This is a genomic window from Nonomuraea sp. NPDC005501 (genome assembly GCF_040605905.1).
GTDB lineage: Bacteria > Actinomycetota > Actinomycetes > Streptosporangiales > Streptosporangiaceae > Nonomuraea.
The window spans coordinates 1-19,435 of sequence record NZ_JBEXDT010000013.1; the positions used below are offsets into that span (position 1 = coordinate 1).

15 protein-coding genes are annotated in these 19,435 nt (G+C 71.6%); 4 read left to right on the plus strand and 11 right to left on the minus strand.

Features of this window, described 5'->3' with window-relative positions; genetic code table 11:
• Positions 1 to 62: 62 nt before the first annotated feature.
• Entirely contained in the window at positions 63 to 2,492 is a 2,430-nt protein-coding gene (locus tag ABZS51_RS09835) for a DUF4082 domain-containing protein (protein WP_355438221.1), read from the minus strand.
• 241 nt (positions 2,493 to 2,733) lie between these two features.
• Positions 2,734 to 3,993 (minus strand): nucleotide sugar dehydrogenase, encoded by a 1,260-nt coding sequence (locus ABZS51_RS09840; protein WP_355438223.1) that lies wholly within the window; start codon positions 3,991 to 3,993, stop codon positions 2,734 to 2,736.
• A gap of 218 nt (positions 3,994 to 4,211) precedes the next feature.
• On the opposite strand from ABZS51_RS09840, the gene ABZS51_RS09845 reads away from it, so the two are divergent.
• A complete protein-coding gene (locus tag ABZS51_RS09845) occupies positions 4,212 to 5,252 on the plus strand; it encodes an ice-binding family protein (RefSeq protein ID WP_355438225.1) in 1,041 nt (346 codons plus the stop codon).
• Positions 5,253 to 5,788: 536 nt separating this feature from the next.
• Positions 5,789 to 6,133 (plus strand): hypothetical protein, encoded by a 345-nt coding sequence (locus tag ABZS51_RS09850; RefSeq protein WP_355438227.1) that lies wholly within the window; start codon positions 5,789 to 5,791, stop codon positions 6,131 to 6,133.
• On the opposite strand, the gene ABZS51_RS09855 is transcribed toward ABZS51_RS09850, so the two are convergent.
• The 6 genes from ABZS51_RS09855 to ABZS51_RS09880 form a co-directional block, all read right to left on the minus strand.
• Entirely contained in the window at positions 6,097 to 8,481 is a 2,385-nt protein-coding gene (locus ABZS51_RS09855; RefSeq protein ID WP_355438229.1) for a hypothetical protein, read from the minus strand. The genes ABZS51_RS09850 and ABZS51_RS09855 overlap by 37 nt on opposite strands.
• Positions 8,482 to 8,565: 84 nt before the next feature.
• Complete coding sequence (locus ABZS51_RS09860; RefSeq protein ID WP_355438231.1) at positions 8,566 to 10,440, minus strand: hypothetical protein; 1,875 nt, start codon at positions 10,438 to 10,440, stop codon at positions 8,566 to 8,568.
• Between the two features lie 152 nt (positions 10,441 to 10,592).
• Positions 10,593 to 11,867 carry an L-lysine 6-transaminase gene (lat, locus tag ABZS51_RS09865; protein WP_355438233.1) on the minus strand — a complete coding sequence of 425 codons (1,275 nt, stop codon included), beginning with the start codon at positions 11,865 to 11,867 and terminating at the stop codon, positions 10,593 to 10,595.
• Between the two features lie 74 nt (positions 11,868 to 11,941).
• Complete coding sequence (locus ABZS51_RS09870) at positions 11,942 to 12,475, minus strand: HdeD family acid-resistance protein (protein WP_355438235.1); 534 nt, start codon at positions 12,473 to 12,475, stop codon at positions 11,942 to 11,944.
• Between the two features lie 106 nt (positions 12,476 to 12,581).
• Positions 12,582 to 13,229 (minus strand): hemolysin III family protein, encoded by a 648-nt coding sequence (locus ABZS51_RS09875; protein WP_355438237.1) that lies wholly within the window; start codon positions 13,227 to 13,229, stop codon positions 12,582 to 12,584.
• Between the two features lie 50 nt (positions 13,230 to 13,279).
• Positions 13,280 to 14,791, minus strand: coding sequence for a penicillin-binding transpeptidase domain-containing protein (locus tag ABZS51_RS09880; RefSeq protein ID WP_355438239.1), 1,512 nt, complete (start codon positions 14,789 to 14,791; stop codon positions 13,280 to 13,282).
• 48 nt (positions 14,792 to 14,839) lie between these two features.
• On the opposite strand from ABZS51_RS09880, the gene ABZS51_RS09885 reads away from it, so the two are divergent.
• Together ABZS51_RS09885 and ABZS51_RS09890 are read left to right on the plus strand one after the other, a co-directional pair.
• Positions 14,840 to 15,685, plus strand: a complete 846-nt coding sequence (locus ABZS51_RS09885; RefSeq protein WP_355438241.1) for a fused MFS/spermidine synthase — start codon at positions 14,840 to 14,842, stop codon at positions 15,683 to 15,685.
• A 97-nt stretch (positions 15,686 to 15,782) separates the two neighbouring features.
• Positions 15,783 to 16,748, plus strand: coding sequence for a pirin family protein (locus ABZS51_RS09890; RefSeq protein WP_355438243.1), 966 nt, complete (start codon positions 15,783 to 15,785; stop codon positions 16,746 to 16,748).
• 86 nt (positions 16,749 to 16,834) lie between these two features.
• Here the strand turns inward: ABZS51_RS09890 and ABZS51_RS09895 are convergent, their stop codons facing one another.
• The 3 genes from ABZS51_RS09895 to ABZS51_RS09905 form a co-directional block, all read right to left on the minus strand.
• On the minus strand, positions 16,835 to 17,452 hold the full coding sequence (locus tag ABZS51_RS09895; RefSeq protein ID WP_355438245.1) for a superoxide dismutase family protein: 618 nt from the start codon (positions 17,450 to 17,452) through the stop codon (positions 16,835 to 16,837).
• Between the two features lie 204 nt (positions 17,453 to 17,656).
• Complete coding sequence (locus tag ABZS51_RS09900) at positions 17,657 to 18,517, minus strand: carbohydrate ABC transporter permease (RefSeq protein ID WP_355438247.1); 861 nt, start codon at positions 18,515 to 18,517, stop codon at positions 17,657 to 17,659.
• Between the two features lie 2 nt (positions 18,518 to 18,519).
• Positions 18,520 to 19,434 (minus strand): sugar ABC transporter permease, encoded by a 915-nt coding sequence (locus ABZS51_RS09905; RefSeq protein ID WP_355438249.1) that lies wholly within the window; start codon positions 19,432 to 19,434, stop codon positions 18,520 to 18,522.
• Position 19,435: the final 1 nt, after the last annotated feature.

A 19,435-nucleotide genomic window follows, 5' to 3' on the forward strand; every position in this document is an offset into this window, starting at 1 on the left:
CGTCGTGACGATCGGATCGTCACGACGGAGCGGCGCCTCATTTCTCCACGTTCCTGAGTAGATCAGGTCACGTTGAAGACGACATCCGCCCAGTAGTTCGTGGACTGGTAGGTGCTCGACGGGAAGGTGCTGGACGCCCCGTAGGTGTAGACGCCGTTGCCGCCATCCGTCCCGTTCTCCAGGGCGACGAGCGGACCGCTTGTGTGCTCGTCGGTGAAGTACTGCAGCGTGTAGGCGAAGTGGCCGGACGTGGTGTGGTACGACGCGACGTACGTGGTGTTCGCGGAGATCGCCACCGGTGACGAAAGCGTCGCCTCCTGCCAGCCGAACGCGGTCTCACCGCTGAAGGTGACGCTCCCGAGCTGCGTGCCGCCCGACGTCCACAGGGCGCCGGTGTGGGTCCCGATGTCGAGCGGGCTCTTGTAGAAGCGCAGGCCCGTGATGCTACCGCTCCTCAGCGCCTGGAACTTCACGCCGAGCGTGACGGCCTGGGTGGCGGGGTTCGACGTCACGGCCGGCACCGCCGTCCTGCCCCACAGACTGTTCGAGGGTGTGAAGACGACGTCCACCCAGTAGTTCGTCGCCTGGAAGCTGCTCGTCGGGAACGAGTTCGACGCCCCGTAGGTGTAGACGCCGTTGCCGCCGGAGGAGTCGGCGAACGCGGTGAGCGGTCTGTTGACGCGCGCCGACGTGAAGTAGTTGCCGGTGATCGAGTACCGGCCGGACGTCGTGTGGTACGAGGCCACGTACGTGGTGTTCGCGGAGACGGCGACCGGCGTCGAGAAGTTCACCTGTTGCCAGCCGGACGCCGTCTCGTTGCTGAACGTGGCGCTGGCCAGGAGCGTGCCGCCCGCCGTCCACAGAGCGCCCGTGTGCGTCCCGGTGTTCAGCGACCCCTTGTAGAAGCGGATGCCCCGGACGAGTCCCGTGGTCGCGGCCCGGAATCTCACCCCCAGCGTGACGGCCTGGGTGTCGCTGTGCGACGCCACCGCCGGAGTCGCGCTCTGGTCCCAGAGGCTGCTGGCCGGGGTGAACACCACGTCCACCCAATAGTTCGTCGACTGGAACGTGCTCGACGGGAACGCGCTCGTGGCCCCGTAGGTGTAGACGCCGTTGCCGCCGGCGGCGCCGTCCGCGAGGGCGACGAGCGGCGGGCTGGCGTGCTGAGAGGTGAAGTACTGCAGCGTGTACGAGAAGTGCCCGGAGGGGGTGTGGTAGGAAGCGACGTAGGTGGTGTTGGCGGTCACGGTGACCGGCGTGGCGAAGTCCATCTGCTGCCAGCCGGACGCCGTCTCGTTGCTGAACGTGGCGCTGGCCAGGAGCGTGCCCCCCGCCGTCCACAGGCTGCCCGTGTGCGTCCCGGTGTTCAGCGACCCCTTGTAGAAGCGTATGCCGGAGACGACGCCGGTCGTGGTGGCCTGGAACTTCACGCCCAAGGTGACGGGCTGCGTCTCGGTGTGCGAGGAGACCGCAGGAGTATCCGAGTCGTTCCAGATCGTGTACGTCACGAGCTGAATGAGTTGCTGCGACTTGCTGGGCGCGAAGTGCACGATGGCCTCGTTCACCGGGGTGTCGCCGCCGAGGTAGACGGCCGTGATGCGGTGCTCACCGGCCCTGAGGTCGGAGACCGTCAGCGTGGCCGGCGCCAGGCTGCTGTTGGTGTCGGAGCCGATGACGGTGTCGTAGTCCTTGAACACCACCTGGCCCACAGGGACGATCGAGCTCATGACGCCCACACCCCGCACCGTGGCGGTGAAGGTGACCGAGTCGCCGGTGCGCGAGGGATTGAGCGAGGATGAGACGCTGGTGGTCGACTTCGGGTCGTCCGGCACGGTGACGCGGGTGGCCGGCCCGGACGTGGTGCCCTGCAGCGCGACCGTGTTGTTCAGGGAGAACACCCTGCCGTAGACCGCGGCGCCGGACGACACCGTGACGGAGCCCTGGCCCAGGACGTCGCCCCGGAAGGTCGACTGGGTGCCCAGCGTGGTGGAGCCGCTGATCTGCCAGAACACGTTGTCGGCCTGCGCGCCGCCGGCCAGGTCGATGTTGCTGACGTTGGCCGTGGTCAGGGAGGAGGCCTGGAAGACGAACACGGCGTCGGGGTCGTTCTGGGCGTCGAGCGTCAGCGTGCCCGAGAGGGCGAAGGTCCCGCTGGTCGAGTTGTACACGCCCGGGCTGCGCGTGGTGCCCCCGAGCTGCGTGGCGATCGTCGCGTCGGGCGAACGCCCGGCCAGCTCGTTGTAGGCGGCCACGGCGTCCGACCTGGCCTGCGCGGCGGCGCTGTCACCCGCGTGGACGGACCCGGTGACGGTGCCCGGCGGGAAGCCGGACACCGTGCTGCCTGGGCTGACCCCCAGGTCGCCGGCGACTGTCGTCTGGTTCGAGTTCGTCACCGACGAGCCGGCGAGGACCCCGTAGGAGTCGGCGGTGCCGATGCTCACGGGGAGCGGGTCGGCGTACGCGGCGTCCTGGAGGACGACGATCCCGCCCATGGCGAGGACGACGGCGAGCAGGGAGCGACCGGCATGTGATGTAAAGGGGCGCGACAGCCGAGCGACGCCAGCGCGCCGGGGCTTGTTCTTGACACAGGCCCTGGCCTGCGCGCCATCGTCATCGAGGCGAATCACACCACAGTTGTACTGCGATTGTACGGTTCCGGAACTAGTCAGACACGCCATGTAATGGTAACCGGTGACCGGTGACCGCGGCGCCCGGATCGTCACATCCGGCCGGTCACAATCGCTCGACGTTGCCGCCGCGGCAGCGGTTACGGGTGTCGAAGACGAACGGGCTCGCCTCCTCGACCAGCCGGTAGTCGAAGCAGTCGTGGTCGGTCAGCACCACGACGGCGTCGGCCGCCGAAAGCTCTCTCCGGCAGAGCTCGACCAGCTCGACGCCCACCGGGAGCTGGTAGCCGTCCACGAGCGGGTCCACCGCCCGCACGTCGGCGCCCAGCTTGCGCAGCGACCTGACGACCTCGATGGCGGGCGACTCCCGGCAGTCACCCGAGTTCTTCTTGTAGGCGAGCCCCAACAGGACCACCCGGCTGCCGTTGACCGGCTTGCGTCGCTGGTTCAAGGCGAGAGCCAGCCGGTGGACGACGTGGTCCGGCATGTGGTTGTTGATGTCGTTGGCCAGCTCGACGAACCGGAAGTTGTGCCCCAGGCTCCGCTTGACCTTCCACGACAGATAGGAGGGGTCGATCGGCAGGCAGTGCCCTCCGACACCGGGGCCGGGCGTGAAGCGCATGAAGCCGAACGGCTTGGTGGAGGCCGCGTCGATGGCCTCCCACACGTCGATGCCGAGCTGCTGGGCAAATACGGCCAGCTCGTTGACCAGCGCGATGTTGATGTGCCTGAACGTGTTCTCCAGCAGCTTGCACAGCTCTGCGACCTGCAGCGAGGACACCGGCACGACGTCGGCGACGACGTGCCGGTAGAACGCCTCGACGCTGTTCAGCGAGAGCGCGTCCAGGCCCGAGACGACCTTGGGCGTGTTCTCCAGCCGCCAGCGTGGGTTGCCGGGGTCGATCCGCTCGGGGCTGTAGCCCAGGAAGAAGTCGCGCGGAGCGCACAGCCCGGAGCCCTCTTCGAGCAGGGGCAGCAGGTACTCCTCCGTCGTCCCCGGGTACGTGGTGGACTCCAGCACCACCGTGCTGCCCGGGCGCACCAGTGGTGCGATCGACCGGCCGGCCGCGCCGATGTGCCGCAGGTCGGGGGCGCCCTCGTTGAGCGGGGTGGGCACCGTGATGACGCAGACGTCGAAGCCCTCTGCGTCGGCGTAGTCGGTGCTGGCGAGGTATCGCCCGCTGCGCAGGGCCTCGTCCAGCCGGTCGCCGTCGATGTCCTCGACGTAGGACTCGGCCGCGTTGAGCCGCTTGACCCGCCAGGAGTCCACATCGATCCCCACGACGTCGAACCCGGCCTTCACCGCGCTCATCGCCAGGGGCAGGCCGACGTATCCCTGCCCCACCACCGCCAGCTTGCTTCTCATGTCCAGCCCCCTGTCACATCGAGATGCGATCGGCTCGACTGTACGAGCAGGGCTCGGCCACATCCCCGATTACGTGACGACTCCGGCGTGTCGTGCGGACGCCTCTCAGCAGGCAGCGACCGGCATTGGTCTCACTTCGCCAAAAGATGGGCAAGGGCCTCACCGCCGCCGAATGTCCCTGGCCGGCCGCGCGTACCGCCATGATCACACTGGTCTCCATGACCAGGATTCGGCTTCCCTCATGGCTGTCGGGGGTGTTGACCGCGGCGCTCCTCGCGGGCACGCTGAGCGCGGGCATCAGCACACGGGGTGAACAGCCGCCGGTCGAGCTCGGCGAGGCCACGGACTGCGCAATCGTGGCCGGGATGGCGGTGGTGGCCACGGACCGTGGCCTGGTCGTCGGCGACGTGTACGTCAGCCCCGGCGACACCGTCCGCGGTTTCCCCCCGGGGAGGGTACGCGGGAGCACCCATGTGGACGACGGCAAGGCCAGGCTGGCCAAGGCCGACGCGGCCGCCGCCTACCAGGACACGGCCCGGCGCCGGCCCGACGCCGTCATGCCCACTAACCTGGGCGGCATGACCGTGCCTCCCGGCGTGTACCGGGCGGGAGAGGACGCCTTCCAGATCACGGGCACGCTCACCCTCGACGCCGAGGGCGACCCGGACGCCGTCTTCATTTTCCAGTCGGACTCGCTCAACACGGCGCGGGTCAGCAACATCGACCTGGTCGACGGCGCGCAGGCGAACAACGTCTTCTGGCAGGTGGCGGGACCCGCCTCGCTGGGCACCGAGTCCACCTTCCGCGGCAACATCCTGGCGCAGGAATCGATCATGGTGTCTCCGGCAGCGGTCGTCTACGGGCGCACCATGGCACTCGACGACATGGTCCAGATGGTGGGGAGCACGAGCGTGCCGGACACCCGGGTCATGGTGCCGGAGTACCCGCCGACCACGACCACCGTGACCTCGTCGGCGAACCCCGCCCGGAAGGGACAACCCATCACCTTCACGGCCAAGGTGACCGGGCCTGACCCCTCCGTGGTGCCCACGGGAAAGGTCCTGTTCAAGGACGGGGAGAGCGTCATCGGATCCGGCTTCCAGAGCAGCACCATGACGGCGACGTTCACCACCTCGGGCCTGGCCGCGGGGCGGCACCAGATCACCGCCACCTACCTGGACGGCGGGTTCGCCGTCAACGAGGACTGGGTCACCTATACGCCCAGCGTCTCGGATCCGCTGATCCAGCTCGTGAACTGAGGCGGCGGTCCGCTGCCGCCGAAGAGAGGAATCGCATGACCGTCCGCAGGAGCATGCTGGCCCACGGTCGTCTCCTCGTGTGGGCGACCGCGCTGACCGCGGGTTGCGCGGTCGCGGGATCGGCGGTGTCGCCACCGGCGGCGGCGTCCGCCCATGGCCGGACGGAGGCCCGACCCTGGCCACGAGCGGCGATGACAGGAACGACCTGGACGCTCACCTGGCCGGCACACCGGCGCTGTTGCGGACGGCGTTCCTGCTTCGGTTGGACGTGCCGCCGGCAGGGGCCGCCGGGGCCGCGGGGACCACGGGGCTTCCGCGGCCCTCGGGGACCGGTGGGCCCGCCCGGACCGCGGGGGCCGGCGGGCGACCACACCGCCACCGGCCCGCAGGGGCCGCCCGGGCCCCAGGGCCCGTCGGGGCCGGGCGGACCTCCCGGCCCGCAGGGGGCCACGGGGCCTCAAGGGCCGCAGGGCGTCGAGGGCCTTCCCGGGCCGCGGGGCCCGCGCGGCCCGCGGGGCGCCCAGGGGCCGCCGGGCGTGAGTCCCGGCATCGACACCACCCTGCTCCCGCTGACATTCGCGCCGGGACCCACCGACTTCACCGTGCTCACGATGGACGGAACGACGTGGGTCAGGGACCCGCGGACGCCGTCGCCCCGCGACTGGCACAACCTCGCGTCGGTGCCGGGCTACCCTCCCGCCGTGAGCGACGTGTCCGCGGCGACAGCCTCCTCGCCCGCCGACTCCCTGCTGATCTCGGTGGTGACCACGGGCGGGGTGGTCGCGCAGACCAGGTGCACGCTGACCGCGCCCCCACCGCCGCCGGGCCTCAAGTGGGGCGCCACCTACTGCCAGCCGTTCAAGGTGGTCTCCCCGACCTGACGTCCTCCGGCCGGGGGGATCTCGTAGACGGAGAAGTCCCCTGACCGGTGACGCAGGACCGCGTGACGTCCCAGCGCGGCGCCCCGGCCGGCGCGGCGCTCGTCCGCGAGCAGCCAGCGCACCCCGTAACGATCGCGCAGCGCGGCCACCGAGGCGGCCGAAGGGGCCTCGAAGACCGCGTCGTTCACCCGGAGCCTGTCGCGGTCCCAGAAGCGCCGCCGCCACGCCACCTCGCCCGGACGCCAGCGATCCAGGTTGCGTGCCGTGTACGTCCAGCCTTCGACGAGCACCCGGCGCTCGGTCAGTGCCGCCACCCAGGCGGCCCGGTGGTCGCACATGCCTCCTCCCCGCACGCGGCAGTGCATGCCCGTGGCGACCAGGTCACTGGGGGCCGACCGGGACCGCAGCCACCGCGCCGCTCCCACCAGCCCCGCGGGCACGGGCCGGGGACGCGCAGCAGACCGGGCCGCCTGCCGGGTGGGCGAGCTCGGCGCCGGGTCCGCCCATGGCAGGACGTGCGCCGACCAAGCGCCAGGCGTACCCGCGGCCGTGACGATCACCAGCGTGACGGCCGAGATCCGGAGCGGGTTCCATCGCAGGGCTGCCAGGACGGTGGCGGCCGTGGCCACGGTCGCCACCAGGGCGAGGTACGGCAGATACAGTGCGCCTTCCGACCGCCCCGGCTCCAGCGGGACCGTCACCCCGCACAGCGCGCGGACGAGCAGGGCGATCACGGCGCCGGCGCCTGCCGCGCGGACCACATCCCGCGCGGACAGGCCCGCCCGCCGTGTGACGACGAGCAGCCCGTGGACGGCGGCCATCGCCAGGTAGGGGCAGGCGCCCTGCAGGAAGTACACCTGGGAGCGGCCCGGCTGAGCGAACAGCAGCGCCATGCCGGCTCCCGCCACTGCCATCGCGAGCACGAGCACGACCCAGGGCCGCAGCAGCAGCCGTGGCCGCGACAGCAGCCCGAGGACCCCCGACCACGCGACGACCCCGCCCAGGACGCACAGCATGGTCACGCCGAGCACCGAAGCGACCGGTGCGGCCGTCTCGGCGTCCGCTCCCGTCAGCTCGGCCCAGGTGATCCGCGACAGGGAGAGCGGGTCCACCACCATGCCCTGGCGCGCCCCGCCGAACAGCACCACCTGAGCGAACACCAGGCACGTCACGGTCATGCCCAGCACCGGCAGCACGCGCCGCGGGACGCGGCGCCGCCCGATCGCCTCCACCGCGGCGACGGCCACGAGCCCCGCCGCGAGCAGGGGCAGGTAGGTCGCCTTGGCCCCCATGACGGCCAGCAGGAAGACGGCGAGGAGCAGCCACTCCCCCGCCGGCCTCCGCCGTTCGAGGAGGTCCGCGACCAGCAGGACGACCGGCGCGAACAGCAGGGCGCCGAAGGTCTGGCTGGGGCTCAGCCACGACTGCGCGCTGCTCCAGTCGAAGGCCCCCATGGCCGGCCCCATGTAAAGGACCGGCGCCAGCACGAACAGCGCCAGGGTGACGGCCACCGCGGCGCCCGGCCACGACCGCAGCAGGCGCCTGGCCGTCATCGCCAGCAGGACCGCCAGCGCCGCCATCATGGGCAGCGGCCCCAGCCGGTACAGCAGCACGACGGGCTCAACTCCAGTCACGTGGCTCGCCGCCGCGAGGTGCGCGTGGACGAACCAGTGGTAGACCAGCGGCTCCCCCGCGACCATCGGAACGGTCGGCGGCACGTGGTATCTCAGCTCCCCGACCAGCGCGAGGTGGAACGGCAGGTCGGGGTAGGACTTCCCCAGAACGGGCCATCCGAGCCGTTGGGACGCGAAGAAGGTGACGGCGCTCCAGATCACGACGCCGGAGACGACCAGCGCCAGCCACCACGCCCACCATGTCGGCGCCACCACCATCCGGGGGCCAGCCCTCCAGTACCGGCGCAGCCGGGGAACGGCCAGGAAGGCCCCGTACGTGACGGCCGGCCAGGCCAGCACCAGCAGCGGGACGCCGAACGCCCGGGCGGGCAGGTAGCAGGCCAGCTCGGCGGCGTAGCCGAGCGCCAGTCCCAGGGCGGCTTCCTCCGCCCGCGTCCGGGCGCGGGCGCAGGCGGCGCGCACGAGCAGCGTGCCGGGGAGGCCCAGGCAGAACACGAGGTAGCCGCCGAAGACGGTGACGTCCGCGAGCCGGACGCCGTGGCGCGCGAGCAGCGCCACCGACAGGGCAGTCACCACCGCGACCGGCGCCCACCTCAGGAGCCGTCGCGGCGCGAGCCCCCGCGCGGCGCGGTCAGGCGGAGCGGCGGAGCCATCCGAGGCGTCGCCCGCGGCCGGGTCATGCAGGTCGGGGTCCAGGCGCGTGCTCTTGGCCATGTGGAAAGTTCTTGGTCTTGTGGAAGCTCTGCGCCGCCATGGCGCTGAACAAGGTGAACGGGATGGTCGTCAGCTCGCTCGTGCTCACCGGCGCACCACCTCACCGGCCGGGGCGAATCCCGTCCGCGCCGGTGCGGTGGCGACGGTGTCCGGGACGGGCAGCGCCCGGCCGAGCCAGGCGGCCGGCGTGCCCGCCGCCGTCACCAGCACGAGCGTCAGCGCCCAGACGCGCGGGCGCGGCTGACCGGCCGCCCCCAGCAGGGCGGCCACCGCCAGCACCACTCCGGCCAGCGTCAGGTACGGCAGGTACAGGGCGAGCTCCCCGCCGCCCGGCCGCAGCGGGACGTGGACGCCGAAGACCCAGCGGACGGCGCAGGCCGCCGCCACCCCGGCCAGCGCCGCGCACAGCCCGGCCCTGAACGAGACGCCCGCCTTCCTGACCACGCAGCCGAGCCCATAGACCGCGGCCATCGCCAGGTACGGGCAGGCCGCCTGGAGGAAGTCCGTCTGCGCCTGGTACGGCTCGGCGAGCAGCAGCAGCGCGCCGAGCCCGGCCGCGCCCATGCCGAGCGCCAGCACGACCGGCGGGCGCGCCAGCAGCCGGGGCCGCCTGAGCAGCCCGAGCACGCCGCACCAGGTGATCGCCCCGCACAGCAGGCAGAGCGCGGTGACGCCGGCCAGCGAGAGCGCCGACGCCTCCGCCGCGTCCCCCGCGCTTCCCGCACCGGTCAGAGCGGCCCAGGACACCCGCATGAACGCCAGCGGATCGACGGCCACCCCCTGCCAGGCGCCGAGCAGCGCGGCCTGCGCCGCGAGCGCGCACGCCGCCAGCCCGAAGGCGGCGGTGGCGCGGCGGGGCAGCGAGAACCACTTGACCGCCTCGACCGTCACGACCGCCAGCAGCCCGGCCGCCAGCAGCGGCACGCAGGCGGCCCTGGCCCCGGCGACGGCCGCGAGCAGCACGGCGAACAGCACCCACACGCCCCGCCCCTGCGGCCGGTCGCCGAACAGGTCGAGCAGCAGGACGACGAGGGGCGCGAACAGCAGCGCGCCGAAGGTCTGCGCGGGCATGGCCCACTCCTGCGCGGGCGTCCAGGTGAGGAGACCGGCGGCCGTCCCCGCGTACAGGCTGGGCGCCGTCACGAACGCGGCGGCCGTCAGGGCGGCCAGCGCCTGACGGCGCGAGCCGGTGAAGCGGCGGCCCGCCATGCCGAGCAGCACGACCAGCGCGGCCAGCATCGGCAGCGGGGCCAGCCGGAAGAGCAGCACGGACGGCTCCACGCCGGTGATCCAGCTCGCGGCGGCGAGATGGGCGTGCACGAACCAGTCGTGGCCGAACGGCCCGCCGCCCGGTCCGTGGCTGATCAGCCGGTCGATCATGTCCAGGTGGGGCAGGGCGGCGACCGGCGCCGTGCCCCGCGGTCCGGCGATCGGGTGGGTCGCGAAGTAGCCAACGGAGATCCACAGGGTCAGGCCGATCACGGCCAGCGCGAGGCACCACGACCACCACAGCGGGGCCTTGGGCTGGCGGGTCACCCTGCAGTGGGCGCGCAACCGCGGCACCGCGGCGAACAGCGCGTAGGTGCCCATCGGCCAGGCGGCCACCAGCAGCGGCGCGCCCGCCGCGCGGGCGGGCAGGTAGCACAGGACTTCGGCGGCGTAGCCGAGCGCCAGGCCCAGGGCCAGCTCCTCGGGCAGCGTGTGCGGGCGCCGGTAGAGCACGCGGACCCAGAGCAGGCCGGGCAGGGCCAGGCCGAGCGCGGCGTAGAGGGTGAAGACGCTCAGGTCGGAGATGGGGACGCCGTGGAACCCGAGGACCGCCCCGACGCAACCGGCCACGGCCACCGCCGGCAGCCAGGCGGACGGCCGCAGCGAGGGCGGGGCCGTGGGGGGCGCGCCTTCCGTGAGGGGGTCGGGGACGAGAGGCGCTGAACGCGGAAAGGGTGGAGCTTCGGCCATGCGGGCAAGCCTGACGACGTCCAGGCCCCCGCCGGCGCGGGAAAGCCGACCCACGGCGATGTCCTTGCCAATCCTTGCCGGTTTTCGGGGAAGGCCGGGAACGACGCCTCACGCGCGCGGGGTGTCAGGCGCGGGGTGTCAGGCGCGGGGTGTCAGGCGTCCAGTGCCGTGGCGATGGCGCGCAGGCCGTGGTCCAGCTCGCCCTCGGTGATGTTGAGCGCCGGCCGCAGCCGCACCGAGCGCGGCCCGCACGACAGCACCAGCACGCCCTGGTCCTCCCGCAGCCGGGAGACGAGGGCGTCCCTGCTCTGCCGGTCCGGCAGGTCGAAGGCGCACATGAGACCGCGCCCCCGCACGCCGGACAGCACGTCGGGCCGCTCGGCCTGCATCTTGGTCAGGCGCTCGACCACCAGCGCGCCGAGCAGCCCGGCGCGCGGCATCAGGCCGTCCCGCTCGACGATCTCCAGCAGGGCGCGGGAGCGGACCATGTCGACCAGGCCGCCGCCCCAGGTCGAGTTGATCCTGCCGCTGACCTGGAAGACGTTGTCCGGCACCAGGTCCACCCTGCGGCCCGCCATGATGCCGCCCACCTGCACCTTCTTGGCGAAGGCCACGATGTCCGGCGCGAGGCCGAGCTGCTGGTAGGCCCAGGGCGTGCCGGTGGTCCCGCCGCCGGTCTGCACCTCGTCCAGGACGAACAGCGCGTCGTACTCGTGGCACAGGCGCTGCATGGCCTGCAGGAACTCGGCGCGCATGTGGTTGTCGCCGCCCTCGCCCTGGATGGGCTCGGCGATGAAGCAGGCGATGTCGTGCGGATGCCGCTCGAAGGCGGCTCGCGCCTGCTCCAGCGCGCGGGCCTCCGCCGCCTCCACGTCGCCGAGGTGCGCGGCCGGCACGTCGATCCGGGGCCAGGCGAACTTGGGGAAGCGGTCGGTCTTGCCGGGCTCGGTGTTGGTCAGGCTGAGGGTGTAGCCGCTGCGCCCGTGGAAGGCCCGGGTCAGGTGCAGCACCTGGGTGCCGAGGTCGGCGGATCGCCCGGCGGCCTCGTTGCGGCGGCTCTTCCAGTCGAAGGCCGTCTTCAGGGCGTTCTCGACGGCCAGGGCGCCGCCCTCGACGAAGAACAGGTGGGGAAGCTCGGGGTCGCCGAGGACGCGGGTGAAGGTCTCCACGAAGTCGGCGAGGTGCTCGGTGTACATGTCGGGGTTGGCGGGCTTGTTGCGCGCGACCCGGCCGAGCAGCTCGGCTGTCTCGGGGTCGAAGGACGGGTTCACGCCGAGCGGCGCCGAGGCGAAGAAGGTGTAGAAGTCCAGGTAACGGCGGCCGTCGCGGGCGTCGACGAGCCAGGAGCCCTGGCTGCGGTCGAGGTCGAGCACGAGGCGGTAGCCGTCGACGAGTAGGTGGCGGGCGAGACGGGCGTGTACGTCCATGATTCCTCCACAACGAACCAACAGGACATACTTCCCCGCCCATATCCCCATTCATCCGGAAATTTTCTGGAAATCTACGCCGCCGGCTGAAGTTTCTTCACACGGAACGAGAGCGCGATCATCGCTATGCCGTACACGATGGCGAAGACTCCGACCAGCCAGATCAGCGTGAGCAGCCCGGCGCCCGGCCAGATCAGCAGCAGTACGCCGAAGATGACCGAGAGGATGCCACCGATGATGAGCATCCACTCGTTGTCGACGACCTTGCGCAGCTGGATGCCGGCCACGATCTCGGTGATGCCGGCGAAGATGGCCCAGAAGGCCACGACGTACAGGAGCGCCAGCGACGTGATGCCCGGCCACAGGAACGCCACGATGCCGGCCAGGACGCCGAGGATGCCGGAGATGATGAGCCAGGCCCGGGACCGGGCGTTGTGCCGGGCGCCGGCGAAGATCGCGAAGATGCCCTCCACGATCGCGTAGGCACCGAAGAAGATCACCACTATCAGCAGCGTCTTCCCCGGCCAGATGAGCGCGAGGATGCCGAAGAGGAGGGCGGCTATGCCCCGGATGAGGATCAGCCACCAGATCCGCGCGATTTGCTCCATGCCGGTCTCTTCTCCAGAAAGATCCCGAAAGCAGACCACCACGCGGTCAAAAGTCGGCGATCCACCGCCCACCGATCTGCACGCTCCGCACCGGCCCGGCCGGAGATCACACCTGGGCGTAGACGACGATCGACACGGCGATGTACTGCACCAGGTAGGCGGCGACGGTGCAGGCGTGGAAGACCTCGTGGTAGCCGAACCAGCGGGGCGACGGGTCGGGGCGGCGCAGGCCGTACACGATGGCGCCGGCACTGTAGAGGACGCCGCCGACGGCGATCAGCACCACGGCGGCCGGCCCCGCGCCCTCCAGGAGCTGCGGCATCACGAAGATCGCCGTCCAGCCGAGCACCACGTAGAGGGCCGTGTAGAGCCAGCGCGGCGCGCCGATCCAGCACACCCGGAACACCACGCCGGCCAGCGCCCCGCCCCAGACGACCGACAGCACGGCCACCCGCGCGGCGCCGGTGAGCGCGAGCAGCGCGAACGGCGTGTAGGTGCCCGCGATGATCAGGTAGATGTTGGCGTGGTCGAAGCGGCGCAGCACCTCGGCCAGGCGTGGCCCCAGCGTGCCGCGATGGTAGGTGGCCGAGATGCCGAACAGCAGACCCGAGGTGATCGCGTAGATCGCGGCGGCCAGGCGGGCCTGGAGGGTGGGGCCCAGCGCCACGAGCACGAACCCGCCGACCAGGGTCACGGGCAGCGCTCCGGTGTGCAACCAGCCACGCAGTCTGGGCTTCATGGTGACCGTCGTCATGAAACCTACGGTACCGTAGGTTACAGCCCGTTCGGCTACAGTTCTTTCGGCTACAGCCCGTTGAGGAAGCGGGAGGTGATCGGCAGCGCGGCCGTCCGCCCCGCCCCACCGTGCCGGACGAAGACGCTAAAGGCCAGGTCGTCGCGGTAGCCGATGAACCAGCCGTGATCGGCGCCGTCGATCGTCTCTGCCGTCCCGGTCTTGCCCGCCACCCCCGCCGGCAGGCCCGCCCCGCTCGCCGTCCCGTGGTCCACGACCGCCGCCATCATGCCGCGCAGCGCGTCCACGATCCCCGCGTCGAGCTCGACCGGCTTGGGCGGTGGCCCCTCCAGGCGCCGCACCTCCTTCTCGGGCAGCAGCCGCGGCGAGCGCCAGGTGCCGCTCTGCACGGCGGCGGCGACCGCCGCCATGCACAGCGGGGTGGCCTGCACCGAGCCCTGGCCGATGGCGTCCGCGCCGAGCCAGTCGGTGTCCTCCGGCTCCTCCATCGTGCCGCAGGTGCCGCCCGCGCCCGTGGGCAGTGACCTGCCGAACCCCCACTGCCCGGCCGTCGCGAGCAGGTCGCCGGCCGCCAGACGGGTGGTGACCTGCTCGACGAACGTGGTGTTGCACGACAGGGCGAAGGCGTCGGTGAAGCTGACCGTGCCGTGGTCCTCGAAGCCCGCGTTGTGGAAGGAGCGGTGCAGGGGGATCTGGTAGTCACCCGGGCAGGACAGCTCGGCCGCCGGGTCGAGGCCGCTCGCCAGCAGGGCCGCCGCGGTGATCGTCTTGAACGAGGAGCCGGGCGGGAACAGGTCGTCGAAGGCGCTGTGGCCGTCGCCCAGGCGGTCGGCCACCGCCAGCACCTCGCCGGTGCTCGGCCGCAGCGCGACGATGGCGGCGTCCTCGACCCCGTCCAGGGCCCGTGCCGCCGCCGCCTGCACCGGCCGCGACAGCGTGGTGCGCTGGACCACCGGGTCGAGGGCGTGTGTCAGCAGCCGCCGTTCCGGCTGGCCGGGCGCGGCGGCGACCAGAGCGCGCCCGCCGGACGCGACGGCGAACTCCGGCGCGAGCCGTTCGAGATAGGCGTCGGCGTAACTGTCGTGCGGAATCCTGTCGCCCTCGCTGGTGAGGAACTCCGCCTTCACGTCCTCCAGCTCGACGATCTTCAGGGTGCCGCCGCCGGCGAGCAGCGGGTGCAGCGTCTCGGGACTCCACAGGACCTTCCATGTCCTGTCCCGCACGGCCAGCCGCAGCGTGCCCGCGAACGGCCACGCCCCGAACTCCCGCAGCGTGCGCGTCCCGGTGAACGGCACCTCGGCCGTCCCCTCCCCCGTGCTCCTCAGCGCCCCCGGCCGCAGCTCGATCTTCTGGACGTGCAGCTCCTCGCTGAAGGTCAGGTGGCGGGAGACGAAGTCGGAGGGCGCCTGGTAGACCAGGCGGGCCATGGCCCGCACGTCCCCCTCCCGCCAGGCCTCGAAGTAGGAGTCGGCCGCCTGCCCGGCCGTGCCCCGCACCCGGGCGGCCGAGGCGACCGCGAAGCCGTACGCGCCCAATATCGCCAGAACCGCGACGGTAAGCACGATCAGCCTTCTTCGTCGCATACGGTGTTCTCCCAGGGAGGCAGCAACGTGGCACGAGCACAGCGCGAACCGATGCCCGGCCTGTATCCGGTCACCTTCGGCGAGATCGAACTGCTCCGGGATCTGGACAGGCCGGACGGCTGGGTACTGTCCAAGGATGGCGTACCGCAGTCTTATGTGGACCTACAAGACCCCACATATCTGGAATTCGAGTACGTACAGCTCATGGCGGATGTCATCGACGTGCTCCCGGAGGGGCCGCTGAGCTGCGTCCACGTGGGCGGCGGCGCCTGCACGATCCCCCGCTACGTGGCCACCACCCGCCCCGGCTCCCGCCACATCGTCGTCGAGCCCGACGGACTGCTCGTCAACCTCATCCGCGAGCAGCTCGACCTGCGCTCGGTGCCGCGCCTGAAGGTGCTCGTCATGGACGGCCGCGAAGGAGCCGCCCGGGTCTGGGACACCTCGGCCGACCTGGTCGTGCTGGACGCGTTCGCCGGGGCGACCATGCCGGTCGAGCTGGCGACGGCCGAGTACATGGACGACCTCGCCCGGGTGCTGCGGCCGGCGGGCACGCTGCTCGTCAACCTCGCCGACGGCAAGGGCCTGGCCTTCGCCCGGCGGCTGGCGGCCACGGTGCAGGGCACGTTCGGCCACGTGGCCCTGCTGTCGGAGCCGGGCGTGCTGCGCGGGCGGCGCTTCGGCAACCTCATCCTGGCCGCCTCACGGACGGCCCTGCCGCTCGATCTTCTCACCCGCCGCGCCGCCGGCGGCCTCACGCAGGCGCGATGCCTGCACGGGGACGCGCTGACCCGGTTCGTCGCCGGGGCGGCGCCCATCAGGGACGGCGACCCGGTCCTCGCCCCGGTCCCGCCTCCGGCCGTCTTCGGCTGACCAACCGCACCGCCGATCCACGGCTCGTCACGCTCGCGGAATAGTTGAAACTTGTACTGAGTTGAGGGGGGCACAACGCCACGCGAAGGAGCGCGAGATGCCAGCCGTAACCGTCGAGAACCCGCTCGCCCTGCCGCGCCTGCCCCGGCCGGACGGCGCCAGGCCCGCGCGCAAGGTGCTCGCCGTCGAGACCGCGCCCAGCGGGTTCGAGGGCGAGGGCTTCCCCGTCCGCAAGGCGCTCGCCACCATCAAGCCGGAGTACCTCGACCCGTTCGTGATGATGGACCAGATGGGCGAGATCGACTACGCGGCCGGAGAGCCCAAGGGCACCCCGTGGCACCCGCACCGGGGCTTCGAGACCGTCACCTACATGATCGACGGTGTGATCGACCACCTCGACTCCAACGGCGGTGGCGGCACGATCACCAACGGCGACACGCAGTGGATGACGGCCGGAGCCGGCATTCTGCACCAGGAGGCGCCGCCGGAGTGGCTGGTCCAGCAGGGCGGGCTGTTCCACGGCATCCAGCTCTGGGTCAACCTGCCGGGCGCCAAGAAGATGATCGCGCCGAAGTACCAGGACATCGGGGCGTCCAGCGTCGCGCTGCTGAGCAGCGACGACGGCGGCGCGCTGGTGCGGCTGATCGCCGGTGACCTGGCGGGCAACGCCGGCCCCGGCAGCACCCAGACGCCCATCACGATGCTGCACGCCACGATCAGCCCCGGGGCCCGGCTCACGCTGCCGTGGCGCAAGGACTTCAACGCCCTCGTGTACGCCCTGTCGGGCCGCGGCACCGTCGGTGCGGAGCGGCGGCCGCTCGCGAGCGGCCAGCTCGCGGTGTTCGACGGGTTCGGCGACCGGCCCGGGCGCACCACGGCCGGCGAGTCGATCACGATCACGGCCAAGGACGCGCTGGACGTCATCGTCCTGGGCGGGGAGCCGATCGGGGAGCCCGTGGCCCACTACGGGCCGTTCGTCATGAACACGCACGCCGAGCTGGTGCAGGCCTTCGAGGACTTCCAGGCCGGCCGCCTCGGCACCGTCCCGGCCGGACACGCCTGACCGCCGGCCGCCGATCAGCGACCACCGGCCGCCGCCCGAGGATCGGGTGGCGGCCGGTGCGGTGCAGCGCGGAGTGGCGCGGCGGCTCAGCCCAGGGTGAGGCAGGCGACGCGCGCGCCCGCCTCGCCGGCCTGGGGCCCGCTGGCGGTCGTCTGCTTGGCGTGGATCACCAGCGAGTGCGGCCGGCGGCCCGGGGAGAACGTCCACGCGTTGCGCGCGGTGGCGCGACCGGCGCCCGTGGAGTCGGTGGTGAAGTCGAGCCAGACCTCGTTGGCGGCGCTGGCCTCGCCCTTCTCGTGCTGGTAGTGCGGGCCCGAGTCGTCGGGCTTGGCGCCGCACGGCTTGGTGTGGAGATGGGCGCCGTAGGCGCGGTCGGGCAGCAGGCCCTCGACGACGAGCGAGGACAGCGTCTGGCCGCTGGACGACTCGACGGTGACGCTGGCCCGCGCCCCCTGGGGGGCCAGCTTGCGGTCGTAGACGATGGCGCGCTTGCCGTCCTGCGTGAAGTCGCCGCTGGAGGACAGCGAGCCCGACTTGTCGGACGCGCCGCGGTGGCCGCCCTCGGGGCTGGGCGCCGGCGACGGCGTGTGCGCCGCCGCCTCCTGGGCCGGAGTGTCCTGGGTCTGGGCGGTGCCGGCCTGACCGGCCGTGGTGGGTGCACAGCCTGCCGCCAGAACGGCGAGCAGCACTATGGGAACGGGCATGCGCATGGAAAACCCCCGGGGTGGTGACAAAGGATCGCGTCACGAGCGGGTACGGCCGGCTCGTGGAGGGCCACCACTCTAGCGGGTGACCGAGTGGCTACGCACAGTGTTCGCCGATGATCCCGTCGATGAGGGCGGCCGGCGCGAAGTCCGTCTCGGTCAGGGCGTTTTTGTCATGCGTGGTGAGGGCCGGATGGTGTTCGGTCACTTGAGGGCGCCGGCGCCGAGGCCCGACTGGATCTGACGCTGGAAGATGACGTAGACCACGAGCACCGGCAGGATCGCCATGCTGACCGCGGCGAACAGGCCGGGCCAGTCGGCCTCGTAGCCGGCCAGCGTGGAGATGTCGGCGATGCCCTGGGTGATCACCCAGTCGTCCCGGTCGCGGGCGAGCAGGACGAGGGGCAGCAGGTACTGGTTCCACTGGCCGAGCACGTTGAAGATCGTGATGCTGACCAGGCCGGGCCGCGCCATGGGCACCATGATCTGGAAGAACGTGCGGGTGTGCGAGGCGCCGTCGATGCGGGCGGCCTCGGCGACGGTCTCGGGCAGCGTGCGGAAGAACGCCGTCAGGAAGAAGATCGTGAACGGCAGCGAGTACGCGATGTAGACCAGGATGATCCCGGTGTGCGTGTACAGCAGCCCGACCCGCTTGACCACGAAGAACAGCGGCCCCAGCGCCAGGAACACCGGGAAGGCCATGCCGGCCGTGAAGTAGTAGTAGATCATCCGACTGCCCGGGAACCGGTGGCGCGCGAGCACGTACGCCGCCATCGACCCGAAGAGCATCGTCCCGAGCGTGCTGAAGAACAGGACGATGACGGTGTTCACCAGGTACTGCCCGATGTGCGCCTTGCTCCAGGCCCGTCCCCATGCGCCGAGCCGCAGCTCGCCGGGGAGCTGGAGCGCGTCGCCGAAGATCTCGGTGTTGCTCTTGAACGACGCCAGGAACGTCCACAGCAGCGGCGCGATGATCAGCACGGCCCAGATGACGAGCGCGAGGTGGGACAGCCCGCCGAGCACGCCCGGCCGCGGGCTGCCGGAGCGAGGGGGTTGCGGTGCCATGGTCAGGGGTCGATCCTCTCCCGGCGGGTGGTGCGCAGCGTCAGCACCGCGAACGTGACGGTCAGGAAGAACAGCGCCACCCCCATGGCGGAGGCGTAGCCCACCTTGGAGTAGGAGAAGGCGGTCTTCCAGATCTCGATGGGCAGCACGGTCGTGGCGCCGTCGGGCTCGCCCTTGTCCCCCGCCAGCACCTGGATGAGCGCGAACCCGTCGAAGGCCGCGATGCCCAGGTACACCCAGCCCACCTGCACGGTGTCGCGCAGCAGCGGCAGGGTGATCGAGAAGAACAGCCGGACCCGCCCGGCCCCGTCGAGGGCCGCCGCCTCGAAGTAGTCCTTCGGGATGGCGGCCATTCCGGCCGAGAACAGCACCACGTAGAAGCCGACCGCCTGCCAGACCATCACCGCCATGATCGACCAGAGCGCGAGGCGCGGCTCGATCAGCCAGCCGACCGGCTCCATCCCGAGCTTGACCAGCGCGCCGTTGATCACCCCGCTCTCGTCCGGCCGGTAGACGGCCTTGAACAGCACCCCGACCACGGCGACGGCGAGCACCTGCGGGACGAAGAACACGACCCGGTAGAACCCCGAGCCGGGCACGCCCGTCATGCCCGGCCCGCGCGACCCGCCGCCCAGGTTGAGCAGGAACGCGAAGAACAGCGCGATCACGATGGTCGCGATCGGCAGCGCCAGCAGCAGGATGCCGTGGTTGCGCAGGGCCCGCCAGAACACCTCGTCCCCGAGCAGGCGGCCGAAGTTGTCCAGTCCGACGTAGTTCAGGCGCGAGGAGATGCCGTTCCAGTCGGTCAGCGAGATCTGGAACGCCTGCACGTACGGGCTGATGACGAAGACCGTGTACAGGACGATCGGGACGGCGAGGAACCCGGCGACGAAGCCGTACGCGCGCCACCGCTCCATC

Coding starts and splice junctions, on each gene's coding strand:
- ABZS51_RS09835 (WP_355438221.1), bottom strand. CDS start 2,492: ATGGGCGGGATCGTCGTCCTCCAGGACGCCGCGTACGCCGACCCGCTC.
- ABZS51_RS09840 (WP_355438223.1), bottom strand. CDS start 3,993: ATGAGAAGCAAGCTGGCGGTGGTGGGGCAGGGATACGTCGGCCTGCCC.
- ABZS51_RS09845 (WP_355438225.1), top strand. CDS start 4,212: ATGACCAGGATTCGGCTTCCCTCATGGCTGTCGGGGGTGTTGACCGCG.
- ABZS51_RS09855 (WP_355438229.1), bottom strand. CDS start 8,481: ATGGCCAAGAGCACGCGCCTGGACCCCGACCTGCATGACCCGGCCGCG.
- ABZS51_RS09860 (WP_355438231.1), bottom strand. CDS start 10,440: ATGGCCGAAGCTCCACCCTTTCCGCGTTCAGCGCCTCTCGTCCCCGAC.
- lat (WP_355438233.1), bottom strand. CDS start 11,867: ATGGACGTACACGCCCGTCTCGCCCGCCACCTACTCGTCGACGGCTAC.
- ABZS51_RS09870 (WP_355438235.1), bottom strand. CDS start 12,475: ATGGAGCAAATCGCGCGGATCTGGTGGCTGATCCTCATCCGGGGCATA.
- ABZS51_RS09875 (WP_355438237.1), bottom strand. CDS start 13,229: ATGACGACGGTCACCATGAAGCCCAGACTGCGTGGCTGGTTGCACACC.
- ABZS51_RS09890 (WP_355438243.1), top strand. CDS start 15,783: ATGCCAGCCGTAACCGTCGAGAACCCGCTCGCCCTGCCGCGCCTGCCC.
- ABZS51_RS09895 (WP_355438245.1), bottom strand. CDS start 17,452: ATGCCCGTTCCCATAGTGCTGCTCGCCGTTCTGGCGGCAGGCTGTGCA.
- ABZS51_RS09900 (WP_355438247.1), bottom strand. CDS start 18,517: ATGGCACCGCAACCCCCTCGCTCCGGCAGCCCGCGGCCGGGCGTGCTC.
- ABZS51_RS09905 (WP_355438249.1), bottom strand. CDS start 19,434: ATGGAGCGGTGGCGCGCGTACGGCTTCGTCGCCGGGTTCCTCGCCGTC.